The sequence below is a fragment of the Chitinilyticum piscinae genome, assembly GCF_015223195.1.
Lineage (GTDB): Bacteria > Pseudomonadota > Gammaproteobacteria > Burkholderiales > Chitinibacteraceae > Chitinilyticum > Chitinilyticum piscinae.
Map to the genome: position 1 here is coordinate 173,834 of NZ_JADFUA010000004.1, position 25,120 is coordinate 198,953.

Genomic DNA, 25,120 nt, shown 5'->3' on the forward strand with positions numbered 1-25,120 from the left:
AGTCGGCGGCCTGATGGTCGGGGTAAGGCGCTGCCTCACATTGTATGCGTGGTGCGCCCGGAATTGAGATAGCCGCCAAGCAGATTTTCGATTTTCACACGCGCCTGTACGCCGGCTTCGTTGTTGGAAAACTGCACGCCGATCCCCTGCTGGTGATTGTTGTGCGCGCCTTGTGGGGTAATCCATACCACATGGCCCGATACGGCGATCCGCGCCGGATCATCCAGCAGCGACAACAGCATGAACACCTCGTCACCGAGGTTGTAGCTCTTGTTGGTGGGGATGAAAATGCCGCCCCCCTTGATAAAGGGCATGTAGGACGCATACAGCGCCGCTTTTTCCTTGATGTTCAGCGACAGCACGCCCGGGCGGGTAACTGGCTGACGATTCGGTTCACTCATGCTCGACTCTCGCTGCGCTTGTTGCGCAATGCATCCAGGTAGGCAAACAGCAATGTTTCATAAACGAGCCGCGCATTCAGCGGATGATGCGCCGACTTGCGCGCGGACAGCAGGGTTTTCTGCCAGTCCAGCAAGGCCACGGCGCGCACTGACAGGCGCTGCAGATCGTCTTTCCAGTCCGGATAATAGCGGATAGTCCCGCCCAGCCCCAAGCTGACGAGATCATGCCCCCATTTCTGTAGCCAATCCACGACCAGTTCGACATCCAGCTTGCTCTTTTCCAGTCCCTGCGCCACCGCAATCACATCCAGTGCGGCCGGGTTGGCCAGGTGTTCGAGCAGTTCATGCCGCTTGGGCAGCCACTCGGCACTGGCATCGTCCAGCGCCGCCAGTGGCGCACCGCCACTGTGGGCCAGATGCAGCTGCGGATTGACAACCTTGTGCTCTTCCAGCCAGCTGCTAGCCAGATGACGATCCGGCTGCGACAACGGAAACTGGCGGCAGCGGCTGCGGATCGTCGGCAACAGGCGTCGCCAATGATGGGCAACCAGAATGAAGACCGCGCCGGCTGGCGGCTCTTCCAGTGTTTTCAGAAAGGCGTTGGCCGCGGCCACATTCATTGTCTCGGCCGGCGCCACGACGGTGACGCGCACGCCGCGGCGGTGCGACGTCAGATTGACGAAGTCTTCCAGCTCGCGGATGGCATCGACCTTGATCACCGGCTGCTTGTTCTTGGTCTTGCCGTCTTCGTCTTCTTCGGCCTCGGCCGGACTGAGCAGGCGGTAGTCGGGGTGATTGCCCGCGGCAAACCAGCGGCAGCCTTCGCATTCGCCGCAGGGCTCATTGCCGGCCGGGTTTTCGCACAACAGCCATTGTGCCAGCCGCTCGGCAAAGCGCAGTTTGCCGATGCCGGCAGGGCCGGTCAGCAGCAGCGCATGCGGCAGGCGTTCACGCTCGCGCAGCAGCGCCTGCCAGTCCTTCTTTTGCCAGGGATAGAGCGCGTTCATGCCCACCCCAGCCCGGCAAACAATTCGGCCAGTTCGGATTGGATGACGTCCAGCGGGCGATTGGCGTTGATCACGCGAATGCGCTGTGGCGCCGCAGCGGCACGGGCCAGATAGGCCTCCCGCACGCGGGCATGGAAATCCAGCGCCTCGCGCTCGAAGCGGTCCAGCACACGGCCATTGGCCATGCGGGCCTGACTGACTTCCAGCGGCACATCGAACAGTAAGGTCAATTCGGGCTCGATGCGCTCCTTGCCACTGCCCTGCACCCAGTTTTCCAGCATGGCAAAGCGTTGCAGATCAAGTCCGCGCCCGCCGCCCTGATAAGCGAAGGTCGCATCGGAAAAGCGATCGCACAGCACCCACTGCCCGCGAGCCAGCGCCGGACGGATCACCTGCTGCAGGTGCTCGCTGCGCGCGGCAAACATCAGCAGTGTTTCGGTGTCGAGCGACATGGCCTCGTTCAGGAGCAAGCCGCGCAGTGCTTCACCCAGCGGCGTGCCGCCGGGCTCGCGCGTTTGCAAGAGCTGCACTCCGGCGGCGGTCAGGTGCTCAGCCAGCCAGGCCAGATGGGTGCTCTTGCCGGCACCATCGACACCCTCGACGGAAATAAAACGGCCACGCTGCATGCAATCAGGTCCGGAATAATGGCAAACAAACTGCGATTGTCGCACAGTCGCCCTTGCCGCGTACAAGCCTTGCCTGTGTGATGCGCGCACTTTAGACTCGCCGCACCATGGCCAAGCCCAGCAAAACCTCTCCGTTTACCGATGCCCTCAAGCCACTGGCCCGGGCGATGCGCAGCCATCAGCGCGAAACGCTGGAGGCCAGGCTTGCCGCCTATCGCGAACCGCCACCGCCTCCCAAGAGCGATCGTGAGCTATTCCTTGAGGCAATGCAGGGGGTATTGCCCCATAAAAACGATTACTTTGAGCACCCGGCCAAATACCCGTCACCCCATCCGGTCCAGCGCTGGCGAGACGAAGCGCGAGTGATGCGCGACGCCATGACCGATTTCTGGCCGTGGGACGAACTGGAAAGTGGCGAAGAGCTGCTTTATCTGCGCCCCGGCGTGCGCCCCGACTCACTGAAAAAACTGCGACGCGGCGAATGGGTTGTACAGGGTGAGCTGGACCTGCACGGGCTGACCAGCGAATACGCGCGCCCGGTCGTTGGTGAATTCCTGCACCGCTGCCGTGTGGAAAACCGCCGCTGCGTGCGCATCGTGCACGGCAAGGGCCTGGGCTCGAAGAACAAAGAGCCGGTGCTGAAACTGAAACTGAAAAACTGGCTGGCGCAACGCGACGAAGTACTGGCCTTCTGCCAGGCGCGTCCGTTCGACGGCGGTAGCGGCGCGGTGCTGGTGCTGATCAAGGGCAACCATGAGCGCTGATGCCCCTCAGCCTTCGCGCGCCATGACCCTCGCCCGCCGAGCTTCGCTCAGCCTGTGGGGGCTGGCGATCTGGATCGGGTCGCTGATTCCGCTGTCCGGCCCCGTCGCCCCCGGCGGTGACAAGCTCCAGCACTTCGCCGGCTATGGCGGACTGGCGCTGCTGGCGATGTGGAACTGCCCGCGCCCCTTGCCGGTGTGGCTCGCTTGCACAGCGATGGGCGTCGCCGTCGAATTTGCGCAGGCGCTCACGCCGTATCGCAGTTTCGATGTGGCTGACATGCTGGCCAATGGCGCTGGTGCGCTGCTGGGAGTGGGGCTGGCCCTGCTGGCCGCCCGCCTGCGGAAAGGCTGATCGGCCATCTGAATGAGCCGGGGCGGTTCACACTGCAAGCCATCCGCCGCAGCTGAACCATTGTGCATCAGGACATACACCGTCCTTTCCGGCCGGAACAATTGCATTGCCTTTCCTGGGTATTGCCCCATAGCCCTTCACCGATAATGGCCACAAGGCGATACCCTGACATCAACCTGCGGCAGGCTCAATGAGTGCGGCCGGTTTCACCGGTGACATATCCTCAAGCTTCACCTGCTCGATTTCGCTGAAGCGCTTCGAGATTTTCTCGCTGGTGATGCTGACTTCCTGCGCGTCGTCATGCGCCATGCGGATGTGATCGGCGAGTTTTTTCATGCGTTTGTCGAAACGACCGAATTCGGCGGACAGCTTGCCCAGCGCTTCCTGGATGATGTGCACCTGCTTGCGTGTTTCCACATCCTTGATCACCGCACGCGCGGTGTTGAGCACGGCCATCAGCGTCGTCGGCGACACGATCCACACGCGCTTGGCCATCGCGTACTGCACCAGCTCCGGATGGTAGGCGTGAATTTCGGCGAATACCGCTTCGGCCGGCACGAACATTACCGCACCATCGGCCGTGACATTGGGGATGATGTACTTGTTGCTGATGTCGTCGATGTGCTTTTTCACGTCGGCCTTGAAGGCGCGCTGCGCGACGGTCCGGTCTTCGCCGGCGGCGAACATGCGGTGGTAGTTTTCCAGCGGAAATTTCGCATCCACGGCAACCGTGCCGGTCGGCTCCGGCAGGCGCAGCAGGCAGTCGGCGCGCGTGCCGTTGGGTAGCGAGGCCTGCAGTTCGTACACCTGCTGGGGCAGTACATTGCTGATCAGGTGCTCCAGCTGCACCTCGCCAAAGGCGCCGCGGCTGCGCTTGTCGCCCAGCAGCTCCTGCAGGCTGACCACATTGGTGGTCAAACCGTCGATCTTTTTTTGCGCCTCGTCGATGGTGGCCAGCCGCGCCATCACATTGGCGAAGGTTTCGTTGGTTTTCTTGAAGCCCTCGTCCAGGCGCTCGTTCACCTTGCCGGAAATTTCTGCCAGGCGCCCGTCGGCGGTCTTGGTGAGTTCACTCACGCTGGCCGTGAGCTGCTGCGTGGAGGTGGTCAGCATGCTTTGCAGCATGTCCATCTCGCGCTTGGCCTGCTCGGAGAGCATGGTCGAGAGCTTGAGCAGCACATCCTCGCGCAGTGCATCCTGCTTGGTCTGCATCGTGGCGGCAATATCGGCCAGCTGGCGCTGCATCTGCTCACGCGTTTCACCCAGACTTTGCAGCAATGTCACGCGCAGTTGCTCGCTGCTGGTCTGTGCCGCGCTGGCCATGGCGGCAAGTTGTTGCTGTTGCAGTTCGCGGGATTCAGTCTGCGAGGCAGTGAGTGACAGTTGCAGCGCGCGCATGGTCTCACCCTGCTGTTGCGCCAGACGCTGCAGCGCTTCGCGGGACTGCCCCAGCTCCTGTGCCACACCACCACGCAGCCGCTCGAAGGATTGGTTCAAACCATCCCGCAGGCGCTCGGCCGAATTGTTGACCGCGTCATTCAGTAGCGCGCCATGCTGGGCCAGTGCCGCATGGCTGGCTTCGCCCTGCCTGGAAAATCCTTCGGCCATACGGTCGCCCAGCTCGCGATGCTGGCGATCCAGTTCGGCCAGCAGCTGCTCCAGCACGGATTTCTGGGTCTGCCGCAATTGCTGCAGGTTGAATACGGTCAGGGCTCCCGCCATCAGCACCACAATGGTGGAGAGCGCAAACAGCATTTCGATCGACATGGCTAGTACCGGCAATATATCCAGCTGGCGATTGTAGGCGAAGCCCGCTGCCCCGCCTATAATCGCCGGCATGAAACGCCTATTGATCATTCTGTTGCTTGCCATGATTGCCCTTTATGCTTCCGCCGCCCCGGCCGGACAGGACATGAGTCTCGTCTTGCGTGAAGTCAGTCAGTGGCTGGATGCCGCACTGGCACGCGCCCCGGGACAGAGCTCGTACAGCGTCGGCAAGCTGGATTCGCGGCTGCGCCTGGAGGCCTGCCAGCAGATGGAAGTCAGCGTACCCTCCGGCCAGCGCCTGATCGGAAATGTACTGCTGCGGGTTCGCTGCACCAGCGGCGCGGCGTGGAGCTTGAATGTGCCGGTTCAGGTCAGCCTGTCGGCGACCTACTACGTGGCCACCCGCCCGCTGGCCGCCAACCAGACCATCAGCGATCACGATCTGATGCCGCAACAGGGGGATCTGGCCAATCTGCCAGGTTCGGTGATTCTGGACCCGGCAATCGCCATCGGCCGCACGCTCAATTCCGCGGTTCCCGCTGGCCAGCCGCTGCGACGCGAAATGCTGCGAGCTGCCATGGTGATCCAGCAGAACCAGAAGGTGCGCATCATCTATCGGCTGGACGATATCGAAGTGGTCAATGATGGCATAGCCCTCGCCGCAGCCAGCGAAGGCAGCCCGGTACGGGTGCGGGTGTCGGGCGGCAATGTGATCAGCGGGATTGCCCGCGCCAATGGCGATGTCGAAGTTGGCCACTGAGCCGCGGCGGCTTAACAGCCCGTTTCAAGACAAAGCGCGGATGTGCCGTTACAATTGCCGGTTTGATCAGCAACGGCTTACCCACTGATGCGTGTGGTTCGTGGCGCGGCAAGCGCTCATCTCCCTCCCTGTGTTCTGGCAATCGGCAATTTTGATGGTCTGCATCTTGGTCATCAGGCGCTGCTGCGCCGTTTGCGCGCCGATGCCGAAACAGCGGGCCTTGCCTGTGCGGTACTGACTTTCGAACCCCATCCGCGCGAACTTTTCACTCCGGATGCCGCACCTGCACGGCTGACCAGCCTGCGCGAGAAAATCGAGCTACTGGCGGCAAGTGGTGTCGACTATCTGATTGTCCAGCGCTTTGACCGACGCTTTGCCGCCATCGAGGCGGAATCCTTTCGCGACGACATGGTTGTTCGTGAACTGAATGCCCGCCAGATCCTGATCGGCGACGATTTCCGCTTCGGCCGCCAGCGCCGGGGTGATGTGGCGCTCCTGGCTGCACACCCCGCACTGCAGGTATCGGCACTTAGCGAGATCCAGCATCAGGATGAACGCATTTCCTCAACGGCCGTACGCGCGGCGCTGGCAAACGGTGAAATGGAGCACGCTGCCGCCCTGCTAGGCCGCGCCTATTCGATCTCCGGCCGAGTGGTCGGCGGCGATCGCATCGGCCGGCAGCTGGGCTTCCCGACCGCCAATATCCAGCTCAAGCACAACCGCCCGCCCCTGCTCGGCATTTTCGTGGTGGAAGTACATGGACTGGGTGGCGTAAGGCAAGCGGTTGCCAGCCTGGGTTTTCGTCCAACCATTCGTGGCGGCGATCTCAAGCCCAAGCTTGAAGTACATCTGTTCGATTTCGATGCAGACATATACCGTCGCCACCTGCGGGTCGATTTCCTGCACAAATTGCGCGACGAAGAAAAATACCCCGACCTGGAATCGCTCACCGCCCAGATCGCCAGAGATTGCGCTGCCGCACGCCAGTGGTTTGCCATCAATCGCCCTCTCTGACCGGAACTAATTGACCGAATTTCTGACCGAGACCCACCATGACCGACAAAACCAGCAACAAGTACCCCGTCAACCTGCTCGACACGCCGTTTCCGATGCGTGGCGATCTGGCCAAGCGCGAGCCCGGTTTCCTGAAAGCATGGCAGGACCAGCAGCTCTACAATAAGCTGCGCGAAAAGGCCCGCACGGAAAACCGCCCGCAATTCCTGCTGCATGACGGCCCGCCCTATGCCAACGGCGATATCCATATCGGTCACGCGGTCAACAAGATTCTGAAGGACATCATCATCAAGTCCAAGTCTCTGGCTGGTTTTGATGCGCCCTATGTGCCGGGCTGGGATTGCCACGGCCTGCCGATCGAACACCAGATCGAGAAGATCGTCAAAAGCGACAAGGATGCGGTAAAGAACAACCCCGACATCCACGCGCGCATCGTCGAATATCGCAAGGCCAACGGCCTGGATGAGAAGGAAACCAAGCTGCCGGCGTCCTTCACCCGCGAACTGTGCCGCGAATATGCCGCGAAGCAGATCGAGCGCCAGAAGGTCGACTTCATCCGCCTGGGCGTGTGGGGCGACTGGGAAAACCCCTACCGCACCATGGATTTCAAAACCGAAGCCGAAATCGTGCGCACGCTGGGCAAGATCAACGCCAACGGCTACATGACGCGCGGCCAGAAGCCGGTGCACTGGTGCGTGGATTGCGGCTCGGCGCTGGCCGAAGCGGAAGTCGAATACGAAGACAAGACTTCCCCCGCCATCGATGTCGGTTTCCGCGTGATCGATGCTGCAGCCCTGTCCAAAGCCTTCGGCGGTGTTAATGTTGGCGATCTGCAGGCCTTTGCCGTGATCTGGACCACCACGCCATGGACGCTGCCCGCCAATCAGGCCGTCTGCGTGTCCGCTGATCTGACCTACGACCTGATCGCCACCGAGAAGGGCCTGCTGATTCTGGCGCGCGACCTGGCCGAAGCGGCGATCAAGCGCTATGGCCTGGATGCCAATGAAGTGATTGCGCAAGCCAAGGGTGCGGCACTGGAGGGCCTGCAGCTGCAGCACCCCTTCTTTGATCGCCAGGTGCCGGTGATTGTCGGCGACCACGTGACCACCGACGCGGGTACCGGCCTCGTGCACACCGCGCCCGCGCACGGTGTCGAGGATTACCAGGTTGGTCTGCACTACAAGCTGCCGGTCGACAATCCGGTTGGCAACGATGGCCGCTACATCAGCAACACGCCGGCCATGAATGGCAACGTTGAACTGGCCGGCCTCACCGTCTGGAAAGCCAACCCGCTGGTACTGGAAGTGCTGGAAGCCAACGGCAATCTGCTGGCGAACGAGAAGCTGCTGCACAGCTACCCTCACTGCTGGCGTCACAAGACGCCGATCATCTTCCGCGCCACCAGCCAGTGGTTTATTGCCATGGAGCATGCCGGGAACGACGGCAGCGTGTTGCGCGACAAGGCCAATAAGGCGGTCGACGACACCGCCTTTTTCCCGAGCTGGGGCCGCGCACGCCTGGAAGCCATGATCAAGAATCGCCCGGACTGGTGTATTTCGCGCCAGCGCAACTGGGGCGTGCCGATGACCTTCTTCGTGCACAAGGAAACCGGCGAGCTGCACCCGCGCTCCGCCGAGCTGCTGGAGCAGGTTGCGCAGCGCATCGAAAAACAGGGCATCGAAGCCTGGTTCAGTCTGGACGCCAGCGAGCTGCTGGGTGCAGAGGCCGAGACCTATGAAAAACTGAAAGACACGCTGGACGTGTGGTTCGACTCCGGCTCGACGCACTTCGCCGTGCTGCGCGCGCGCGCGGGCCTGAAATGGCCGGCCGACCTGTATCTGGAAGGCTCCGACCAGCACCGCGGCTGGTTCCAGAGCTCGCTGCTGACGGCTTGCGCAACCGAAGGGCGTGCACCGTACGACCAGCTGCTCACCCACGGCTTTGTGGTGGACGGCAAGGGCATGAAGATGTCCAAGTCCAAGGGCAATGTGATCGCGCCGCAGACCGTCATCAACCAGATGGGCGCCGATATGCTGCGCCTGTGGACCGCCAGCACGGATTACTCGGGCGAGCTGTCGATTTCCGACGAAATCCTCAAGCGCACCACGGATTCCTATCGCCGCATCCGCAATACGCTGCGCTTCCTGCTGGCCAACCTGTCCGACTTCAAGGCGGAAAATGCCCTGCCCGTCGAACAGCTGACAACACTGGATCGCTATGCGCTGGTGCAACTGGCTGAATTCCAGCAGCGCGTACTGGCCTGCTATGACAAGTACGAGTTCCATGTGGCCGTGCAGGACATCACCGCCTACGCGTCCGAAGAGCTTGGCTCCTTCTATCTGGACATCATCAAGGACCGCCTCTACACGATGGGCGCAGACAGCGCCGGCCGTCGCTCGGCGCAGACCGTGCTGTGGCACATCACACAGGCGCTGGTGCGACTGCTGGCGCCGATCACCTCGTTTACCGCGCATGAAGTCTGGGAAGTGCTCAATAGCACGGACGACAGCGTCTTCCTCGACCGCTGGCACGCCATCCCGGCCGTTGCCGATGCGGCCGCGCTGAATGCGCAGTTTGCCCTGGCGCGCGAAGTGCGGGCGCAAATGCACAAGGACATTGAAGTGCTGCGAACGGAGGGCAAGGTCGGCTCCAGCCTGCAGGCCGAAGTGGTCATCACCGCCAGCGGCGATACGCATGCGGCTCTGGCAGCCCTTGGCGACGAGCTGAAATTCCTGCTCATCGTCTCGAAGGCCGAACTGCTGCAAGGCGCCGAAACGGCCATCAGCGTCAAAGTGTCGGAATATGAGAAGTGCGAGCGCTGCTGGCACTACCACCCAACCGTAGGCACCGTAGATGGACACCCGACGCTGTGTGCTCGCTGCGACGACAATCTGCACGGTGCTGGCGAGGACCGCCGGCATGCTTAAGCGTCTGGCTACCTTCCGTCTGCCGCACTGGCTGGGGATTGCCCTGCTGGTACTGGTGCTGGACCAGATTACCAAGCACAGTATCGAGCTCTACTTCAAGCTGGGAGACACTTTGCCGGTCATACCCGGGTTTTTCAATCTCACACTGGCGTACAACCCCGGTGCTGCCTTTTCATTTCTGGCTGATGCCGGCGGCTGGCAGCGCCACTTCTTCACGCTGCTGGCCTTCGGAGTATCTGCGTACATCATTTTTCTGCTGAAGAAACATCAGCAGGAAACACGCTTTGCGCTGGCGCTGGCGATGATCATGGGTGGCGCCATCGGTAATGCGATCGACCGCATCGTATTTGGCCATGTCATCGATTTTCTCGATTTCTATCTGGGTACCAGCCACTATCCTGCGTTCAATCTGGCAGACTCCGCGATTGTTGGCGGTGCCATGCTGATCATCTGGGACAGTTTCAAGCAGAAAAACAAGGAACACGCCGCATGAACATCATACTTGCCCAGCCGCGCGGCTTCTGTGCCGGCGTGGACCGTGCGATTGCCATCGTGGAAAAGGCGCTGGAAAAATTCGGTGCACCGATCTATGTGCGTCATGAAGTGGTTCACAACAAATTCGTGATCGAGGATCTGAAAGCCAAGGGGGCAATCTTTATCGAGGATCTGGCCGATGTTCCGGCCGGCAACACGGTGATCTTCTCGGCTCACGGCGTTTCGCAGGCCGTACGGTCCGAAGCCGAAGCTCGCGGACTGAGCGTCTTCGATGCGACCTGCCCGCTGGTCACCAAGGTGCATCTCGAAGTACGCCGCCTGCAGCAGCAGGGTTTTGCCATCATCATGATCGGCCACAAGGGCCATCCGGAGGTGGAAGGCACCATGGGTCAGGGTGATGGTCCGATGTTCCTGGTCGAAGAAGCAGCCGATGTTGCATCACTGGACGTGCAGGGGCATGCCAAGCTGGCCTATGTTACGCAGACTACGCTGTCGGTCGATGATGCACAGAAGGTGGTCGATGCCTTGCGTGCCCGCTTCCCCGATATTGTCGGCCCCAAGAAAGATGACATCTGCTACGCCACGCAAAACCGCCAGGATGCGGTCAAGCAGCTGGCGCGCGATGTAGATGTACTGGTCGTGGTTGGCTCACCCAATAGTTCGAATTCCAACCGGCTGCGCGAAGTGGGCGCCAGCCTCGGCATTGCCGCCTATATGGTCGACAATGCCGGTGAACTGAAGGCCGAATGGTTCACGCCTGAAGCTCGCGTCGGCATCACTGCCGGGGCCTCGGCCCCCGAGATTCTGGTTCAGCAGGTGGTGGAACGCATCCAGTCCTACGGAGCCAGAAGTGTCGCACCGATGGACGGAATAGAGGAAAACGTCGTCTTCAGCCTGCCCAAGGGTCTGGCCTGAGTCAGCCTTCATCCGGGCCACCCTTGGGGTGGCCTTTTTCTTTTCTGCTGTCCGCATATACTTGCATCTCCAGCCGTTTGTAAAAGCCCGCCATGAGCCAGTCAAGCACGCCCAACCCTACGGTCATCGCCCGCGAAACGCTCAAACAGATGGCCCTGCGCCGCCTGGTGCCGACCCCTGATCATTACGAGGCGATCTATCACGAAATTGCCGGCACTCCCGAGGGCGAGCGTCTGCACCCGATGCTGCGCGAGGTTTTCACGCTGCTGGCCGCCAGCCAGAACCGCAATGCACCGGAATTCGAACGCCAGCAGAACCAGCTGAAACGTCTTGCCGGCAGCGAAAAGTGGACGGATTTTTCCGAGTTGTTGCTGAAAACCGCCCAGACCATGGGAAGCCAGAGCGAACTCACCCGCTCATGGGCGGAACTGATTCGCGAACTGATCCTGCAGTGGGATTTGCGCAATCCCGTCTACACCCCCAGCCGCAAGCAGGATAGCCTGGAAAAGGTCTTGATCAATTTTGGCGGTAACGGCGCCGAACTGAATGACAAGCTGGCCGCTCTGGTGAAAGCCTGGTCAGAAGGCGCCAGCGAGCAGCGCACAGACTATGGCAGTCTGGTGGATCCGGCAGTGAGCGACAGCATTTCGGACAGTGCGAGTGCTCCGCAAACGACAACCAGCCTGCAAGGCAGCCCTGCCCCAGCAGACTACACCAGCTGGGCAAATGCTTTGGCTTCGACCCTGGATATCGGTGTGCGGGCACGCCTGGCGCACACCCCTGATCTGCAAGCCGAAGCCGCATCGCTGGCGCGCGAGGCAGGAACAATTGTGGATGCTGCAGGGTTCGACAAGATGCTGCCCCGCTTGCGCAAATTCTGGCTGCGCCTGGAGCTGCAGAATGATCAGGAGCAGCGCTTGTGCGATGCACTGATGAATCTGCTGCGGCTGCTTACCGACAATATGGCGGAAATTGTCATCGAAGATGACTGGGTACGTGGCCAGATCGCGGTGGTGCAGCAAATCATGGCGCAGCCGCTGGACATGCGCGTGCTCTACGATGCCGAGGCGGGCCTCAAGGAAGTGCTGTTCAAGCAGAGCCAGCTCAAGCATACCCTGGTGGAGGCGCAGGAAGCCCTGAAGCAAATGCTTGCATCCTTCATTGACCGGCTGGGTGTCATGTCGCAAAGCACCGATCGTTACCACGACCGCATTGCCGGGTATGCCGGACAGATCGAGAAAGCCAAGGACCTGGCCAGCATCCGCGAAGTGATGGAGGGCTTGTTGCAGGATACCCGCAGCATGCAGCTGGACGTGCAGCGCTCGCGCGATGAACTGAACGATGCCCGCCGTCAGGCCGATGAAGCGCATAATCGTGTGGTTGAACTGGAACAGCAGCTCAGCGAACTGAGCCACCGCGTGCGAGAAGACCAGCTGACCGGCGCACTGAACCGGCGCGGAATGGAAGAAATGATGGATACGGAAATGGCGCGAGCCAGTCGCAATGGCAAGCCGCTATCCCTGGCCCTGCTTGACATCGACAACTTCAAAAAACTGAATGATTCCAAAGGGCATGGCGCGGGTGACGACGCACTCAAGCACCTGGTCGGTGTCATCAAGTCCATCATCCGCCCGATGGATTCGGTCGCACGCTATGGTGGCGAGGAATTTGTACTGGTCATGCCAGAAACGGACACGGCCAATGCGGTCATCGCCATGCAACGGGTGCAGCGGGAACTGACCAAGCGCTTCTTCCTGCACAATAACGAGAAGCTGCTGATCACCTTCAGTGCGGGAGTAACCGAAATCGAGACAGGAGACACCCCGCAAGCCGTGCTCGAACGCGCCGATCATGCCATGTATCTGGCCAAGCGTGGCGGAAAAAACCGGGTGGAGGTGTATACCCACCCGGGTAGCTAGAACTCGCTGGTCAGCACCAGCAGTTTACAGCGTTTCGGCAAACAGCTCTTCTGGCAGGACGACTGCCGTTCCCAGCTTTCCGACCACAATGCCTGCCGCCTTGTTGGACCAGGCCATCGCCTGCGGCAACTTGGCACCAGCGGCCAGCATCAGCCCAAGAGTGCCGATTACCGTATCACCGGCACCCGACACGTCGAAAACCTCCTGGGCCAATGTAGGCTGATGGACGACCTGATCAGCCGCAAACAGCGTCATTCCCTCTTCACTGCGCGTCACCAGTAAAGCCTCCAGTCGCAGCTCGGCACGCAGCGCCTCGGCCTTGGCCGTCAGTTCGGCTTCATCCTGCCACCGTCCTGCCACCTGCTTGAATTCGCTGCGATTGGGAGTCAGTAGTGTCGCACCGCGATAGCGCGAGTAATCATCGCCCTTGGGGTCGACGAGTACCTGCTTGCCATGCGCTCGCGCCACATCAATCATCTGCTGGACGTGACGCAAGCCCCCCTTGCCGTAATCGGACAAGATCACGACATCGACTTGCGGCAGCATTGCAGCAAATTCATCCAGCTTGGCCGCCAGAACTTCATGGCTCGGCTCGTTCTCGAAATCGATGCGCAGCAGCTGCTGCTGGCGTGCCAGCACCCGCAATTTCACCGTGGTGGCAATGGCCGGGTCGCGGTGCAAGGACGCCTTAACCCCGTGCGCCGACAACAATCGCTCGAGTGCCGTGCCTGCCTCATCATCGCCGACCACGGCAAGCAGATAGGCCTGACCACCCAGTGCGGCAATATTGCGGGCCACATTGGCGGCTCCCCCTGCGCGTTCGTCCGTGCGCAGGATGCGGGCCACAGGCACCGGCGCCTCGGGCGAGATGCGCTCGACATCACCAAACCAGTATCGATCAAGCATTACATCGCCGACGACCAATACCCGGGCATTGGCAATTTGCTGCTGAAGTGCTGTCATTGTGGTCTCCGGATTCAGGCGGTCAGAATGCTGGCATTGATTTCAGCCAGAGTCTGCATGGGATCGGCACTCTGGGTAATCGGACGGCCGATCACCAGATAGTCCGAACCAGCCGCAATCGCAGCAGGAGGTGTCATGATGCGGGTCTGGTCGTCGGCATTACTGCTTGCCGGCCGGATTCCCGGGGTTACGAGCTTGAATTCACGCCCACAGCGTCGCTTCAGCATGTCGGCCTCCTGAGCGGAACAGACCACACCATCCACGCCGGCAGATTGCGCCAACATGGCCAGCCGCTCGACCTGGATTTCAGCAGCTGGCAAGCCAAGTTCGGAAAGATCAGCATTTCCCATACTGGTCAGGACAGTCACGGCAATCAACAGCGGCCGCTGCGCAAGCTTGTCCAGTGCCTCGCGACTGGCCTCCATCATGCGCCGGCCACCGCTGGCATGCACATTGACCATCCACACCCCAAGTTTGGCTGCAGAAACGCACGCCTGTGCCGTGGTGTTCGGAATGTCGTGGAATTTCAGATCCAGAAACACATCGAACCCCAGAGCCACCAGCTTCTCGACCAATTGCGGGCCTGCTGCGGTAAACAACTCCTTGCCCACCTTCAATCGGCATTGCTGCGGCGAGACGCGCGCAGCAAACGCCAGTGCGGCTTCGGCAGCCGGGAAATCCAGCGCAACAATTACTTTCGGATCATTCATGGATGGTAACCTCTATTGCTTGGCCGAATCGCTCAAACCTAAGCGGGCAGAGGAGCCCGATTGTCTGGTGATTCAGTCCGGATAAGTTGTCAGTGCCCAAGCCGGCGCTGGCCGCGCACGGGGGGATAGGATTCCCAGGCGTTGCACGCGGGGCAGTGCCAGAAATACTGCCGTGTGCGAAAACCGCACTCGCCGCAGTAATAGACCGTGTTTTCGCGGTTTTCCTCATGGATGAGGCGCACGATGATCTCAAGATCCGGTTGCTGCTCTGACGGCGCCTGCAGCAGATAGGCTTCCAGTACTTTGCGCAGTCCGGGCATGGTCGGATGTTCCCGCAGTCGTTCACGGACAAATGCGCTCACCGCCTCGGCTCCGGAGCGTGCCAGGATTCGTTCGTACAACACATCCAGCACATCCAGATCAGGATGCTGCTGCAACAAACCCTGCAGGTAGCGCTCCCCTTCGGCCGTCTTGCCAACGGCGTCGAATGCTGCCAGCAGATGACGGGCAACCAGCGCCAGGTACAGCACATCCTGCTTCTCGATCAATCCCCATTCAGTGATCGCCTGTTCATGCTGCTGTTGGGCTAGAGCATGTTCGCCCAGCATCACCCTTGCGCGGGCGCACTGGCGATTAGCCTGCAGGGCAGCCTCCAGCTCCCTGCTGACTTCCTCATGCCGTGCGTGCAGCATGGCCTGGGCAGCAAGCTCGCAGTGAAAGTGCGCGATTTCATGCTGATAGCCATGGCTTTCGTCACGCAGTTGCTGCGCCAGTTCGATCGCCTTTTTCCACTCGTGTTCCTGCTGATAGATCGCAAGCAACTCGCGCCGGGCTTGGCGAGCGAAGTTGGTATCCGCAAGCTGGTGCAGCAGATCTTCGGCGCGGTCGTACAGTCCGGCCTTCATGAAGTCAATCGCCAGTTCCAGTGTGGCCTGCTGGCGATGGTTATCGGACAGATCTTTGCGGTCCAGCAAACGCTGATGCATGCGGATCGCCCGCTCCAGCTCGCCGCGACGCCGGAACAGATGTCCCAGCGTAAATTGCAGTTCGCTGGTTTCGGCATGTAGCTTGGCGATATCGACATACACCTCGACAGCCCGGTTGGTATCGCCATTGAGCAGGTGATTCAAACCCTGAAAATACTGCGCAGGCAGCGACCGGGTTTCGGCAAGGACATGCTTGATGTCGATACGTGCGGCGAGCCATCCCAGCCCGAAAAAAACCGGGAGGATAATCAGCCACCAGAGCTGAATTTCAATCATGGATATGAATCATTGATGAATGTTGATTGACGTCACCGATCAGGACGGCTCGCCCGCAGTGCTTGCCATGTCGGGGCGAGCCGGAATGGTCGCAGGCCCGGGTTGGCGGATCTTTCTATCCTTGCGCAGCTGCACCACTTCACGTCGCAGGCGGATGCTCTGGCCAAGACTGGCCAGAATACCGAGCACAGCACCCAGCACCAGCACGATCAGCAAAACCAGTGCCATGGGGGCATCCCAGCTATAACCGAGAAAAAAACGGATACGCACCGGTTCGGCATTATTCATCGCGAAGACGAACAAGAGGGCGAACAGCAGGAATTTGATACCCCAGAGCAGATAGCGCATGTGCAGATAGACCGGCGGCTTCAGATCGCCCTATTGTAGCCGAAAATCCCGTTGCACATTACAGGCCTTACCATCGGTCACACCCTCCAAAGAAAAAGGCGGCATCACAAGATGCCGCCTTTCGCTACTGCCGGTTTTGCCGCTCAGGCTTCGACGTCAGTCACATCGACGCGTTCGCGCAATTCCTTGCCCGCCTTGAAGTGGGGAACGAATTTCTCCGGAACCGCCACTTTCGTGCCGGATTTCGGATTGCGCCCCATGCGCGGCGGACGGTAGTTCAGGTCGAAGCTGCCAAAGCCACGAATCTCGATGCGCTGGCCTTGCGAGAGGCTCTTGGCCATCGCATCAAGGATCGTTTTCACGGCCAACTCCGCATCCTTCGCCACCAGCTGCGGATAGCGGGCGGTGAGTTTTGCGATGAGTTCCGATTTGGTCATGCCCATACTACCCTGAACCTTATTCCTGACCGGACAGCTTGGCCTTCAGCAGTGCGCCGAGGTTGGTGGTGCCAGCGGAAGCATCAGCAGCCAGCGTGCTCATGGCAGCCTTTTCTTCACCGGCGTCCTTGGCCTTGATCGACAGGTTGATCGAACGGTTCTTGCGATCAACGTTGATGATCATGGCTTCAACTTCATCACCTTCCTTCAGGACGGTGCGGATGTCTTCGACGCGGTCACGCGATACTTCAGTAGCGCGCAGGTAGCCTTCAACGTCGTCAGCCAGGCCAACAACTGCACCCTTGGCATCCAGGGACTTCACGGTACCACGCACGATGGTGCCCTTGTCGCTGGAAGCAACGTAGTTGTTGAACGGATCACCTTCCAGTTGCTTGATGCCGAGGCTGATGCGTTCCTTTTCCATGTCGATGGACAGAACCACGGCTTCAACTTCGTCGCCCTTCTTGTAGTTGCGAACGGCTTCTTCGCCGGCAACATGCCAGGACAGGTCGGACAGGTGAACCAGGCCGTCGATGCCACCCGGCAGACCAACGAACACACCGAAATCGGTGATGGACTTGATCGCGCCTTGCAGCTTGTCGCCCTTCTTGTAGTTCTGGCTGAACTCTTCCCACGGATTGGCCAGGCACTGCTTCATGCCCAGGCTGATACGACGCTTTTCTTCGTCGATGTCGAGGATCATCACTTCGACTTCGTCGCCCAGCTGAACAACCTTGGACGGGTGAACATTCTTGTTGGTCCAGTCCATTTCGGACACGTGCACCAGGCCTTCGATACCTTGTTCGATTTCAACGAACGCACCGTAGTCGGTCAGGTTGGTCACCTTGCCGAACAGGCGGGTACCTTGCGGGTAACGACGGGACAGGCCCACCCACGGATCTTCGCCCAGTTGCTTCAGACCCAGGGATACGCGGTTCTTCTCTTGATCGAACTTCAGAACCTTGGCTTCAACTTCATCACCCACAGCCAGAACTTCGCTCGGGTGCTTGACACGGCGCCATGCCAGATCGGTGATGTGCAGCAGGCCATCGATACCGCCCAGATCAACGAACGCACCGTAGTCGGTGATGTTCTTGACGATACCCTTGATGACAGCGCCTTCCTTCAGGGTTTCGAGCAGCTTGGCGCGCTCTTCGCCCAGGGACTCTTCCAGTACGGCACGACGGGAAACAACCACGTTGTTGCGCTTGCGATCGAGCTTGATAACCTTGAACTCGACTTGCTTGCCTTCGAACGGAGTGGTGTCCTTGATCGGACGGGTGTCGACCAGCGAACCCGGCAGGAACGCACGCAGGCCGTTGACCATAACAGTCAGACCGCCCTTCACCTTGCCGGAGATCACGCCAGTCATGATGGCGCCCTTCTCCAGTGCGTCTTCCAGCTCGATCCAGGAAGCCAGGCGCTTGGCCTTTTCGCGGGACAGCTTGGTTTCGCCATAGCCGTTTTCCAGGCTATCGATCGCAACGGTCACGAAATCGCCGATCTTGACGTCAACTTCACCGTTGTCGTTCTTGAATTCTTCGATGGCAATCAGGGACTCGGACTTCAGACCGGCGTTGACAGTCACCCAGTTCTGGTCGATACCAACCACCTCGGCGGTGATCACTTCACCGGAGCGCATTTCCTGGCTCTTGAGGGATTCTTCAAACAGGGCGGCAAAGCTGTCCATGCCGGACAAAGTAGCAGTAGTCATATTGGGATAGGATCCAATTTGCCCGTAACCCCAAACGGGATCGCGGACGGGTTAGTTGTACAAAAGGCCGGTACTGCCTTGCGCAGCCGGCCACAGATGCCCTTGCGGGCGGCCTGCATCACGAACCAGGGTAATGCAAGACCGTTATCTTAATGAAATCCTGTTTTGCGATCAAGTGCTTATCATGCTGTCGCCTGGCTTTGCTCTTGCCACCAGCCCAGTACCGTGGCGACAGCCTCCTCGATGCCCATGGCGGTCGTATCGAGCAGCCGCGCATCGGGCAGCTGACGCAAGGGGGCAACCGGCCGCTGACGGTCACGCTCGTCACGTGCGGCGAGATCGGCAGTGATCGCGGCCAGGTCGGCCACTTCGCCACGACCAAGCAGCTGCTTGTAACGCCGCTCGGCACGTGCTTCGGCCGAGGCCGTCAGGAACACCTTGAGCTGCGCCTGCGGGAAAATGACCTCCCCCATATCGCGCCCATCGCCCACCAGCCCCGGCGCCTGCGCGAAATCGCGCTGACGCTGCAGCAGGGCCGTTCGTACCGCCGGCAAGGCGGCTACCTTCGAGGCCCCAACGCCGATGTGTTCACTGCGAATTGCCAGACTAACATCCTCGCCCCCCAGCGTGACGGCTTCACCGGCGAACACCACGTCGAGCGCCTCGGCCACCGCGGCCACCGCGCCCTCATCCGCCCAATCCGCGCCTGCCTTTTCTGCCGCGAGTGCAGTCAGTCGATATAGCGCGCCGGAATCCAGATAGTGAAAGCCAAGCACACTGGCCACACGCTGCGCAACCGTACCCTTGCCCGAAGCCGAAGGACCATCAATGGCAATGACAGAAATACTCATGGGTATACACCTGCAAGCTAATCAAATTCGAATTCGCAAGCCTATACACTTGCCAGTATTTCTTCAATGCGCGCCAGCTCGTCGGCACTGAACTCCAGCTTGCGCACCGCACCGAGGTTTTCCTCGATTTGGGAAACCCGGCTGGCACCAATAATGACCGAGGTCACCGTTTGCAAAGCCCACGCCAGCGCCATCTGCGCCAGCGTCTGGCCGCGCTGCGCAGCGATGGCATTGAGTGCCCGTACCTGCGCGATGCGGGCATCCACCTTTTCCGCGGTCAGGAACGGATTGTCGGCTGAGCCGGCACGCGAATCGGCCGGCACGCCATCCAGATAGCGACTGGTCAGGAGCCCTTGCGCCAGCGGGCAGAAGGCAATCGAGCCGATTCCCTGCTCCTTGAGTACGCCCGTCAAGCCACCCTCGATCCAGCGATCGAACATCGAAAAGCTGGGCTGATGAATCAGACAAGGCGTTCCCAGCTCCTTGAGGATGCGTGCCGCAGCCGCAGTTTCTTCGGCGGAATACGACGAAATGCCCACATACAGCGCCTTGCCCTGACGCACGATGGCATCCAGAGCCCCCATGGTTTCTTCCAGTGGTGTATCCGGATCGGGACGATGCGAGTAATAGATGTCGACATAGTCCAGCCCCATGCGCTTCAGGCTCTGGTCAAGACTGGCTACCAGATACTTGCGGCTACCCCACTCGCCATATGGGCCGTCCCACATGCGCCAGCCGGCCTTGGTCGAGATGATCAACTCGTCGCGATAGGCACGCAGGTCCTGCGCCAGCACGCGCCCGAAGGTTTCCTCGGCTGCCCCGGGTTTGGGGCCGTAGTTGTTGGCCAGATCGAAGTGCGTAATACCATGATCGAAGGCATGCAGAATCATCGCCCGGCTATTGTCGTACGGCCGGTTGTCGCCAAAGTTGTGCCACAGCCCCAGCGAAATCGCCGGCAGCATCAGGCCGCTGCGGCCACAGCGGCGGTAAGGCATGGTGTCGTAACGCTGGGCAGCGGCCTGGTACATGGCAGAACTCCGGTAAGTCAGGGTAATGCAGCCAGTGTCGCCTATCCGGCAATGACTGGGAATACCGTCTGACCATTAGCGCAACGGGTGATAAAACCCCTGCCGTATCGCTAGCGCTTGCCCCACTTGCTGCGCGCCTTGCTGGCCCGGTCAATGTAGGCGGTCAGCGCGTCGGCATCGGCATGCTCCACCAGCGCAATCAATTCCTCCAGCCGTGCACGGTTGGCGTGCAGGTCGCGCAGGATGGCTTCGCGGTTGGCCAGCGTGATATCGCGCCACATTTCCGGGTGCGAGCCGGCGATGCGGGTGAAATCGCGAAAACCCGTCGCGGCAAAATCGAGGCAGCGCTCGGCATTGCGCCGATCCAGCACGGCATTCATGTAGGAAAACGCCAGCAGGTGCGGCACATGACTGACGCAGGCAAACACACCGTCGTGCTCCTCGGCGCTCATTTCATGCACCACCGCACCACAGGCTTCCCACAGCGCACGCACACGAGCAATACTCTCCCGGGTATTTTCCGGCAAGGCAGTCAATACCACGCGCCGCCCCTCATACAGGCCATACTGCGCCGCTGATGCACCACTGAGATCGGAGCCGGCAATCGGATGACCGGGCACACAGCGCGGCAAGTGTGCGGACAAATGCTCGCGATACAGGGCCACCACATCCTGCTTGGTCGAGCCACCATCGGTAATTAGGCAGTCTTCCGGCAGATGCGGGGCGATCTGCTGCATGAGCCGCCCCATCTGCCCTACCGGCGTGCCGAGCATGACCAGACCAGCACCCTGCACGGCTTGCGCCGCATCCAGACAAGCCTGGTCGATCACTTTAAGTTCGATGGCGCGATCCAGATTGGCCTGATTGCGGCCGACGCCGACCACCTCGTCAACCAGGCGTGCGCGCTTGAGCGCCAGCGCAAACGAACCGCCAATCAGGCCGGTGCCCAGCAGCACCAGTTTGCGCAGCGGTGCAATCCTCGCCGCATTCATCACAGACTGCGCCCCACGGCGCGGGCAATCGCGCCCAGCGTTGTAACCAGCGATTTCAGCTCATCGGGCGACAGAGCCTGATCGGCGTCACACCAGGCTTCGCAGGGATTTGGGTGCATTTCGACCAGGATGCCGTCGGCACCGGCGGCCACCGCCGCCTGAGCCAGGGCTGGCACCATCCAGGCCTTGCCGCCGGCGTGGCTGGGATCAACGATCACCGGCAGATGCGTTTCCTTTTTCAGCACCGGGATGGCGGTCACATCCAGCACATTACGGTAAGCCGTTTCGAAGGTGCGGATGCCGCGCTCGCAGAAAATGATGTTGTGGTTGCCGCCAGCGGCGATGTATTCGGCGGCCATCAGCCATTCACTGATGGTGGCAGAGAGGCCGCGCTTGAGGATGATGGGCTTGTTGACCCGTCCCACCTCCTTGAGCAGGTCGAAATTCTGCATGTTGCGCGCGCCAATCTGGATCACGTCGACGTCGTATTCCATGAAGGTATCGAGCATGCGCACATCCATCAGCTCGGTCACGATCGGCAGATTGTATCGGCCGGCCGCTTCCTTCAGGTATTCCAGCCCCTGCACGCCCAGCCCCTGGAAGGCATACGGACTGGTGCGCGGCTTGAAGGCGCCGCCGCGCATCATGCTGCAGCCAGCGTCGAATACCCCTTGCGCCGCCAGCGCCATCTGCTCGGGTGTTTCCACCGAGCATGGCCCGCCGATGATCTGGATCTGCTCGCCACCGAGCGGAATGCCGCGAATCTTGATGACCGACCCTGCCGGATGCGTTACTCGGGAGACAATCTTGTACTGCTTGGCCACGCGGGTGACCCGTTCGACGCCTGGCAGCACTTCGAAGCGTGCCTGATCGAGTTTGTCCTCGTCGCCGATCGCACCGATGATCACCAGCTCGGAGCCGCGTGACACATGCTCCTGCAGGCCCGCCTCGCGGATATGGGCGACAACGTTGCCGATTTCTTCATCACTGGCGTGGTATTGCATGACGATGATCATGGGTGCGATTCCTGAATGCGGTTTGCCCGCCAGCCACAACCCACCTATGGTAAGTACAGGCTGGCAAAAGGCTTACTTTACCAGAGCTGCCCACACCGCGCTCAGTCCGGAGGCTGCATGAATACCCTGCTCAACCATCTGCTGAAAAGCCTGCACACCGTGGCCCTGCTGGTCGAGGCGCGTGATGCCTATACCGGCGGTCACCTCTGGCGTGTCTCGCAGTTTGCCCGGCTCATGGCCGAAGACGGCGGACTGGATGATCACGAAACCGCCCGTATCACGCTCGGCGGATTTCTGCATGATTTCGGCAAGATCGCCGTTCCCGACGCCATTCTCAACAAGAGCGGCAGACTGAGCGATGACGAATACACCATCATGAAAACCCACCCCGGGATTGGCGAGCGCATGATTGCCCAGCACCCGCTGGCCCCGCTGATCCGTGGCGCCATTGCCTGGCACCACGAGCGCATCGATGGCCAGGGCTACCCCTACCAGTTGCAAGGGGACGCCATTCCGCTGGATGCACGCATTGTGTCACTGGCCGATGCCTTTGACGCCATGACATCCAATCGCCCCTACCGGCGCGGCATGAGCATCGACGACGCACTGCAGGAAATCAGCCGGCATCTGGGTAGCCAGTTTGATGCCGAATGGGGCGAGCGGCTGATCCGGCTGGGTCGGACTGGCAAGCTCCATCACATCGTCAGCCACAGTGAGCCGGGGATTCCACTGCAGCATTGCCCGAATTGCGGGCCGACCGTTACCCTGAGCCGGCGCGCCCGCTCCGGCGATCGCGCCTGGTGTCCGGCCTGTCATGGCGAATTGCGCGTACTTGGACGCGATGGCGACTGGCTACTCAGCGCCACCGGACGCAAGCTCGACTATCAGGCACCGCAGATCGACGAAGAACTGATCGGCGAACTCACCCGTGCAGTGGGCGACAAGCTCAATCTGCGCATACTCGAAGCAATCGGCATTCCGCTCTGATACCCAGTCACGTATAAGGTAAATTCTGTCGGATTAGCTATGCTTGCGATCGATACTCCACCAAGCCACCAGCCCACCCAGCACCGCAGCAAACGCGGCAGCCGTAAACACCCACATTCCACCCCAGTGCGGCCATAACCAGCCGGCCAGCACGCCGCCACTGGTACCTCCCAGCCCGAAGGAAAAGGCGATGTTCAGCGCCTGCCCCTTGGCCTGGTGCGCCCCGCGGAAATGTTTGTGGATATACGCCATGGTCACGGCGTGATGACAGCCAAAGGTAAAGCCGTGGCCAAGTTGTGCCAGCAGCAGCACTGCGGGATGACTCACCCCCCAGGCAATCAGCAGGAAACGCGCGGCCGCCAGCGCCAGACCGAACAGGAGCAGCGCCCGCAGCGAAAAGCGGCGTGTCAGCTGCGGCATCAGCCAGAATACGGCAATCTCGGCCATCACCCCGATGGTCCACAGCCAGCCGATGGCACTTTTGCTCCAGCCGTGATCGGCCACGTAGATCGAATAAAAACTGTAGTACGGCCCATGCGCCAGCGCCATCAGGAAGCAGGCAGCAAACAATGCCCGCACTTCACCACGCCGCAAAATGGCGCCAAAGGGCTCGGCAGCCCCCCCTTCCTCGCGGTTTGCCGCCACGGGGCGCACCAGAAAGCTGTATACCGCCAGGCCAGCCATGATGGCCATGACCAGCCAGGGCAGCACCCCCACTCCCAGCGCCTGAATGAGATAACCAGCCACAACGGTAGCAACAACAAACCCGATCGACCCCCAGATGCGCAAGCGCGCATACGCACCGCCATCACCCTTGAGCAGGCTCATCGAGGTGGCCTCGACCAGCGGCAGCGCCGCACTCCAGAAGAAGCTCGCCAGCCACACACCCAGCAACAGCGGCCAGAATTCGCGACTCACCAGCAGCACGGTAAAGCCAGACACCGCCATCAGCCCGGCGATACGCAGGATCAGCACCTGGCGGCCGGATCGGTCAGCGAGCCATCCCCACAGCGTGGGCGCGTAGATGCGATTAACCTGGGTCAGCGAGGTCAGGATGCCGATCTGCCAGCTCGGGAAGGCCAATGCCGCCAGATAAAGCCCCCAGTAGGGCGAGAAAATGCCGTTGAAGGCGAAGTAGCAGAAATAGAAACCGGCGATCGCCAGCAAGGACTTGCGCTGCGGCATAGATATCAGGGTATTGCCTTGCGGGGCTTGTTGATCAATACATACAACCGCGTACCCATGAACATTGCACTACTGGCGGAATTGCTCGGCCGCAACGCGCAGGTAGTAGAACATCGAGACAATCGTCAATGCACTGGCGATATAGAGTGCGATCAAGCCCAGCAGGGCGGTGCTGATACCGGGCACCAGCGGCCCCCACCACAGCAGCAGCACGATCGCCAGCATCTGCGCGGTCGTTTTGAACTTGCCAATGGTTGCCACCGCAACGCTCTTGGATTTGCCGATTTGCGCCATCCACTCGCGCAGCGCGGAGATGGTGATTTCGCGGCCAATGATGATCACGGCCAGCCAGGATGGCGCCCGCGCCAGCTCGACCAGCAAGATCAGCGCCGCCGCGACCATCAGCTTGTCCGCCACCGGATCGAGAAACGCTCCGAAACTGGAGGTCTGGTTCCAGCGCCGCGCGAGAAAGCCGTCAAACCAGTCAGTGATGGCGGCCAGCGCGAATACCACGGTCGCGAGGATGTTCTTCAGCTGCGGTGCCAGCATGGCATCGGGCAGATAGAAAATCCCGACGATGATGGGAATCAGCGCGACGCGCAGCCAAGTCAGGATAATGGGCAGATTCAGCGGCATGAATAAGCTCGTGGGCACAGTTGGCCGCATTCTAACAGAGAAGC

The 25,120-nt window shown here is 60.6% G+C and carries 25 protein-coding genes; 9 read left to right on the forward strand and 16 right to left on the reverse strand.

Annotated elements, in window-relative coordinates; genetic code table 11:
• Positions 1–35: 35 nt before the first annotated feature.
• From INR99_RS08770 to tmk, 3 genes are read right to left on the reverse strand one after another with little or no spacing between them, the layout of a single operon-like run.
• Positions 36–401, reverse strand: a complete 366-nt coding sequence (locus INR99_RS08770) for a PilZ domain-containing protein (RefSeq protein ID WP_194115965.1) — start codon at positions 399–401, stop codon at positions 36–38.
• Positions 398–1,408: a DNA polymerase III subunit delta' gene (holB, locus tag INR99_RS08775; RefSeq protein WP_194115966.1), complete on the reverse strand. Its 1,011-nt coding sequence runs from the start codon at positions 1,406–1,408 to the stop codon at positions 398–400. The genes INR99_RS08770 and holB overlap by 4 nt, the downstream gene beginning before the upstream one ends.
• Positions 1,405–2,034: a dTMP kinase gene (gene tmk / locus INR99_RS08780; protein ID WP_194115967.1), complete on the reverse strand. Its 630-nt coding sequence runs from the start codon at positions 2,032–2,034 to the stop codon at positions 1,405–1,407. The genes holB and tmk overlap by 4 nt, the downstream gene beginning before the upstream one ends.
• Before the next feature lie 107 nt (positions 2,035–2,141).
• On the opposite strand from tmk, the gene INR99_RS08785 reads away from it, so the two are divergent.
• Positions 2,142–2,798: a Smr/MutS family protein gene (locus tag INR99_RS08785; RefSeq protein ID WP_228098176.1), complete on the forward strand. Its 657-nt coding sequence runs from the start codon at positions 2,142–2,144 to the stop codon at positions 2,796–2,798.
• 22 nt (positions 2,799–2,820) lie between these two features.
• A complete protein-coding gene (locus INR99_RS08790; protein ID WP_228098177.1) occupies positions 2,821–3,150 on the forward strand; it encodes a VanZ family protein in 330 nt (109 codons plus the stop codon).
• Positions 3,151–3,321: 171 nt separating this feature from the next.
• On the opposite strand, the gene INR99_RS08795 is transcribed toward INR99_RS08790, so the two are convergent.
• The gene (locus INR99_RS08795) at positions 3,322–4,917 is read right to left on the reverse strand and encodes a DNA recombination protein RmuC (protein WP_228098178.1); all 1,596 of its coding nucleotides are present in this window, start codon (positions 4,915–4,917) and stop codon (positions 3,322–3,324) included.
• 70 nt (positions 4,918–4,987) lie between these two features.
• Between INR99_RS08795 and flgA the strand changes: the two genes are divergently transcribed.
• The 6 genes from flgA to INR99_RS08825 all read left to right on the forward strand — a co-directional run bounded on the left by flgA (position 4,988) and on the right by INR99_RS08825 (position 12,947).
• Positions 4,988–5,677 carry a flagellar basal body P-ring formation chaperone FlgA gene (gene flgA / locus INR99_RS08800; RefSeq protein WP_194115969.1) on the forward strand — a complete coding sequence of 230 codons (690 nt, stop codon included), beginning with the start codon at positions 4,988–4,990 and terminating at the stop codon, positions 5,675–5,677.
• A gap of 87 nt (positions 5,678–5,764) precedes the next feature.
• Entirely contained in the window at positions 5,765–6,691 is a 927-nt protein-coding gene (locus tag INR99_RS08805; protein WP_194115970.1) for a bifunctional riboflavin kinase/FAD synthetase, read from the forward strand.
• Between the two features lie 38 nt (positions 6,692–6,729).
• Positions 6,730–9,618, forward strand: a complete 2,889-nt coding sequence (gene ileS / locus INR99_RS08810) for an isoleucine--tRNA ligase (RefSeq protein ID WP_194115971.1) — start codon at positions 6,730–6,732, stop codon at positions 9,616–9,618.
• Positions 9,611–10,111 carry a signal peptidase II gene (gene lspA / locus INR99_RS08815; protein WP_194115972.1) on the forward strand — a complete coding sequence of 167 codons (501 nt, stop codon included), beginning with the start codon at positions 9,611–9,613 and terminating at the stop codon, positions 10,109–10,111. Before ileS ends, lspA begins: the two co-directional genes overlap by 8 nt.
• The gene (gene ispH, locus INR99_RS08820) at positions 10,108–11,028 is read left to right on the forward strand and encodes a 4-hydroxy-3-methylbut-2-enyl diphosphate reductase (RefSeq protein ID WP_194115973.1); all 921 of its coding nucleotides are present in this window, start codon (positions 10,108–10,110) and stop codon (positions 11,026–11,028) included. Before lspA ends, ispH begins: the two co-directional genes overlap by 4 nt.
• A gap of 92 nt (positions 11,029–11,120) precedes the next feature.
• A complete protein-coding gene (locus INR99_RS08825) occupies positions 11,121–12,947 on the forward strand; it encodes a GGDEF domain-containing protein (protein WP_194115974.1) in 1,827 nt (608 codons plus the stop codon).
• A 24-nt stretch (positions 12,948–12,971) separates the two neighbouring features.
• On the opposite strand, the gene rfaE1 is transcribed toward INR99_RS08825, so the two are convergent.
• The 10 genes from rfaE1 to aroF form a co-directional block, all read right to left on the reverse strand.
• Entirely contained in the window at positions 12,972–13,910 is a 939-nt protein-coding gene (rfaE1, locus tag INR99_RS08830; protein ID WP_194115975.1) for a D-glycero-beta-D-manno-heptose-7-phosphate kinase, read from the reverse strand.
• Between the two features lie 14 nt (positions 13,911–13,924).
• Positions 13,925–14,620 (reverse strand): orotidine-5'-phosphate decarboxylase, encoded by a 696-nt coding sequence (gene pyrF, locus INR99_RS08835; RefSeq protein ID WP_194115976.1) that lies wholly within the window; start codon positions 14,618–14,620, stop codon positions 13,925–13,927.
• An 89-nt stretch (positions 14,621–14,709) separates the two neighbouring features.
• Positions 14,710–15,882 (reverse strand): lipopolysaccharide assembly protein LapB, encoded by a 1,173-nt coding sequence (gene lapB, locus INR99_RS08840; RefSeq protein WP_194115977.1) that lies wholly within the window; start codon positions 15,880–15,882, stop codon positions 14,710–14,712.
• Between the two features lie 39 nt (positions 15,883–15,921).
• Positions 15,922–16,230 carry a lipopolysaccharide assembly protein LapA domain-containing protein gene (locus INR99_RS08845; RefSeq protein ID WP_194115978.1) on the reverse strand — a complete coding sequence of 103 codons (309 nt, stop codon included), beginning with the start codon at positions 16,228–16,230 and terminating at the stop codon, positions 15,922–15,924.
• Positions 16,231–16,373: 143 nt separating this feature from the next.
• Positions 16,374–16,667, reverse strand: coding sequence for an integration host factor subunit beta (locus INR99_RS08850; protein ID WP_194115979.1), 294 nt, complete (start codon positions 16,665–16,667; stop codon positions 16,374–16,376).
• A 19-nt stretch (positions 16,668–16,686) separates the two neighbouring features.
• Positions 16,687–18,357: a 30S ribosomal protein S1 gene (gene rpsA / locus INR99_RS08855; RefSeq protein ID WP_194116099.1), complete on the reverse strand. Its 1,671-nt coding sequence runs from the start codon at positions 18,355–18,357 to the stop codon at positions 16,687–16,689.
• A gap of 206 nt (positions 18,358–18,563) precedes the next feature.
• Positions 18,564–19,232 (reverse strand): (d)CMP kinase, encoded by a 669-nt coding sequence (cmk, locus tag INR99_RS08860; RefSeq protein WP_194115980.1) that lies wholly within the window; start codon positions 19,230–19,232, stop codon positions 18,564–18,566.
• 41 nt (positions 19,233–19,273) lie between these two features.
• Complete coding sequence (locus INR99_RS08865; RefSeq protein WP_194115981.1) at positions 19,274–20,260, reverse strand: aldo/keto reductase; 987 nt, start codon at positions 20,258–20,260, stop codon at positions 19,274–19,276.
• Between the two features lie 110 nt (positions 20,261–20,370).
• Positions 20,371–21,252, reverse strand: coding sequence for a prephenate dehydrogenase (locus INR99_RS08870; RefSeq protein ID WP_194115982.1), 882 nt, complete (start codon positions 21,250–21,252; stop codon positions 20,371–20,373).
• On the reverse strand, positions 21,252–22,268 hold the full coding sequence (gene aroF / locus INR99_RS08875; protein WP_194115983.1) for a 3-deoxy-7-phosphoheptulonate synthase: 1,017 nt from the start codon (positions 22,266–22,268) through the stop codon (positions 21,252–21,254). Before aroF ends, INR99_RS08870 begins: the two co-directional genes overlap by 1 nt.
• A gap of 117 nt (positions 22,269–22,385) precedes the next feature.
• Here aroF and INR99_RS08880 point away from each other — a divergent pair, with 117 nt between their 5' ends.
• The gene (locus INR99_RS08880; RefSeq protein ID WP_194115984.1) at positions 22,386–23,255 is read left to right on the forward strand and encodes an HD domain-containing phosphohydrolase; all 870 of its coding nucleotides are present in this window, start codon (positions 22,386–22,388) and stop codon (positions 23,253–23,255) included.
• Between the two features lie 33 nt (positions 23,256–23,288).
• On the opposite strand, the gene INR99_RS08885 is transcribed toward INR99_RS08880, so the two are convergent.
• Together INR99_RS08885 and pgsA are read right to left on the reverse strand one after the other, a co-directional pair.
• Complete coding sequence (locus tag INR99_RS08885) at positions 23,289–24,440, reverse strand: MFS transporter (protein WP_194115985.1); 1,152 nt, start codon at positions 24,438–24,440, stop codon at positions 23,289–23,291.
• Between the two features lie 69 nt (positions 24,441–24,509).
• Entirely contained in the window at positions 24,510–25,076 is a 567-nt protein-coding gene (gene pgsA, locus INR99_RS08890) for a CDP-diacylglycerol--glycerol-3-phosphate 3-phosphatidyltransferase (RefSeq protein WP_194115986.1), read from the reverse strand.
• Between the last annotated feature and the right edge of the window lie 44 nt (positions 25,077–25,120).

Coding starts and splice junctions, on each gene's coding strand:
- INR99_RS08785 (WP_228098176.1), top strand. CDS start 2,142: ATGGCCAAGCCCAGCAAAACCTCTCCGTTTACCGATGCCCTCAAGCCA.
- pyrF (WP_194115976.1), bottom strand. CDS start 14,620: ATGAATGATCCGAAAGTAATTGTTGCGCTGGATTTCCCGGCTGCCGAA.
- INR99_RS08770 (WP_194115965.1), bottom strand. CDS start 401: ATGAGTGAACCGAATCGTCAGCCAGTTACCCGCCCGGGCGTGCTGTCG.
- lspA (WP_194115972.1), top strand. CDS start 9,611: ATGCTTAAGCGTCTGGCTACCTTCCGTCTGCCGCACTGGCTGGGGATT.
- flgA (WP_194115969.1), top strand. CDS start 4,988: ATGAAACGCCTATTGATCATTCTGTTGCTTGCCATGATTGCCCTTTAT.
- holB (WP_194115966.1), bottom strand. CDS start 1,408: ATGAACGCGCTCTATCCCTGGCAAAAGAAGGACTGGCAGGCGCTGCTG.
- cmk (WP_194115980.1), bottom strand. CDS start 19,232: ATGAGTATTTCTGTCATTGCCATTGATGGTCCTTCGGCTTCGGGCAAG.
- pgsA (WP_194115986.1), bottom strand. CDS start 25,076: ATGCCGCTGAATCTGCCCATTATCCTGACTTGGCTGCGCGTCGCGCTG.
- INR99_RS08825 (WP_194115974.1), top strand. CDS start 11,121: ATGAGCCAGTCAAGCACGCCCAACCCTACGGTCATCGCCCGCGAAACG.
- INR99_RS08885 (WP_194115985.1), bottom strand. CDS start 24,440: ATGCCGCAGCGCAAGTCCTTGCTGGCGATCGCCGGTTTCTATTTCTGC.
- INR99_RS08845 (WP_194115978.1), bottom strand. CDS start 16,230: ATGCGCTATCTGCTCTGGGGTATCAAATTCCTGCTGTTCGCCCTCTTG.
- ileS (WP_194115971.1), top strand. CDS start 6,730: ATGACCGACAAAACCAGCAACAAGTACCCCGTCAACCTGCTCGACACG.
- ispH (WP_194115973.1), top strand. CDS start 10,108: ATGAACATCATACTTGCCCAGCCGCGCGGCTTCTGTGCCGGCGTGGAC.
- INR99_RS08865 (WP_194115981.1), bottom strand. CDS start 20,260: ATGTACCAGGCCGCTGCCCAGCGTTACGACACCATGCCTTACCGCCGC.
- INR99_RS08795 (WP_228098178.1), bottom strand. CDS start 4,917: ATGTCGATCGAAATGCTGTTTGCGCTCTCCACCATTGTGGTGCTGATG.
- INR99_RS08880 (WP_194115984.1), top strand. CDS start 22,386: ATGAATACCCTGCTCAACCATCTGCTGAAAAGCCTGCACACCGTGGCC.
- rpsA (WP_194116099.1), bottom strand. CDS start 18,357: ATGGACAGCTTTGCCGCCCTGTTTGAAGAATCCCTCAAGAGCCAGGAA.
- INR99_RS08870 (WP_194115982.1), bottom strand. CDS start 21,252: ATGAATGCGGCGAGGATTGCACCGCTGCGCAAACTGGTGCTGCTGGGC.
- lapB (WP_194115977.1), bottom strand. CDS start 15,882: ATGATTGAAATTCAGCTCTGGTGGCTGATTATCCTCCCGGTTTTTTTC.
- aroF (WP_194115983.1), bottom strand. CDS start 22,268: ATGATCATCGTCATGCAATACCACGCCAGTGATGAAGAAATCGGCAAC.
- rfaE1 (WP_194115975.1), bottom strand. CDS start 13,910: ATGACAGCACTTCAGCAGCAAATTGCCAATGCCCGGGTATTGGTCGTC.
- INR99_RS08850 (WP_194115979.1), bottom strand. CDS start 16,667: ATGACCAAATCGGAACTCATCGCAAAACTCACCGCCCGCTATCCGCAG.
- INR99_RS08790 (WP_228098177.1), top strand. CDS start 2,821: ATGACCCTCGCCCGCCGAGCTTCGCTCAGCCTGTGGGGGCTGGCGATC.
- tmk (WP_194115967.1), bottom strand. CDS start 2,034: ATGCAGCGTGGCCGTTTTATTTCCGTCGAGGGTGTCGATGGTGCCGGC.
- INR99_RS08805 (WP_194115970.1), top strand. CDS start 5,765: ATGCGTGTGGTTCGTGGCGCGGCAAGCGCTCATCTCCCTCCCTGTGTT.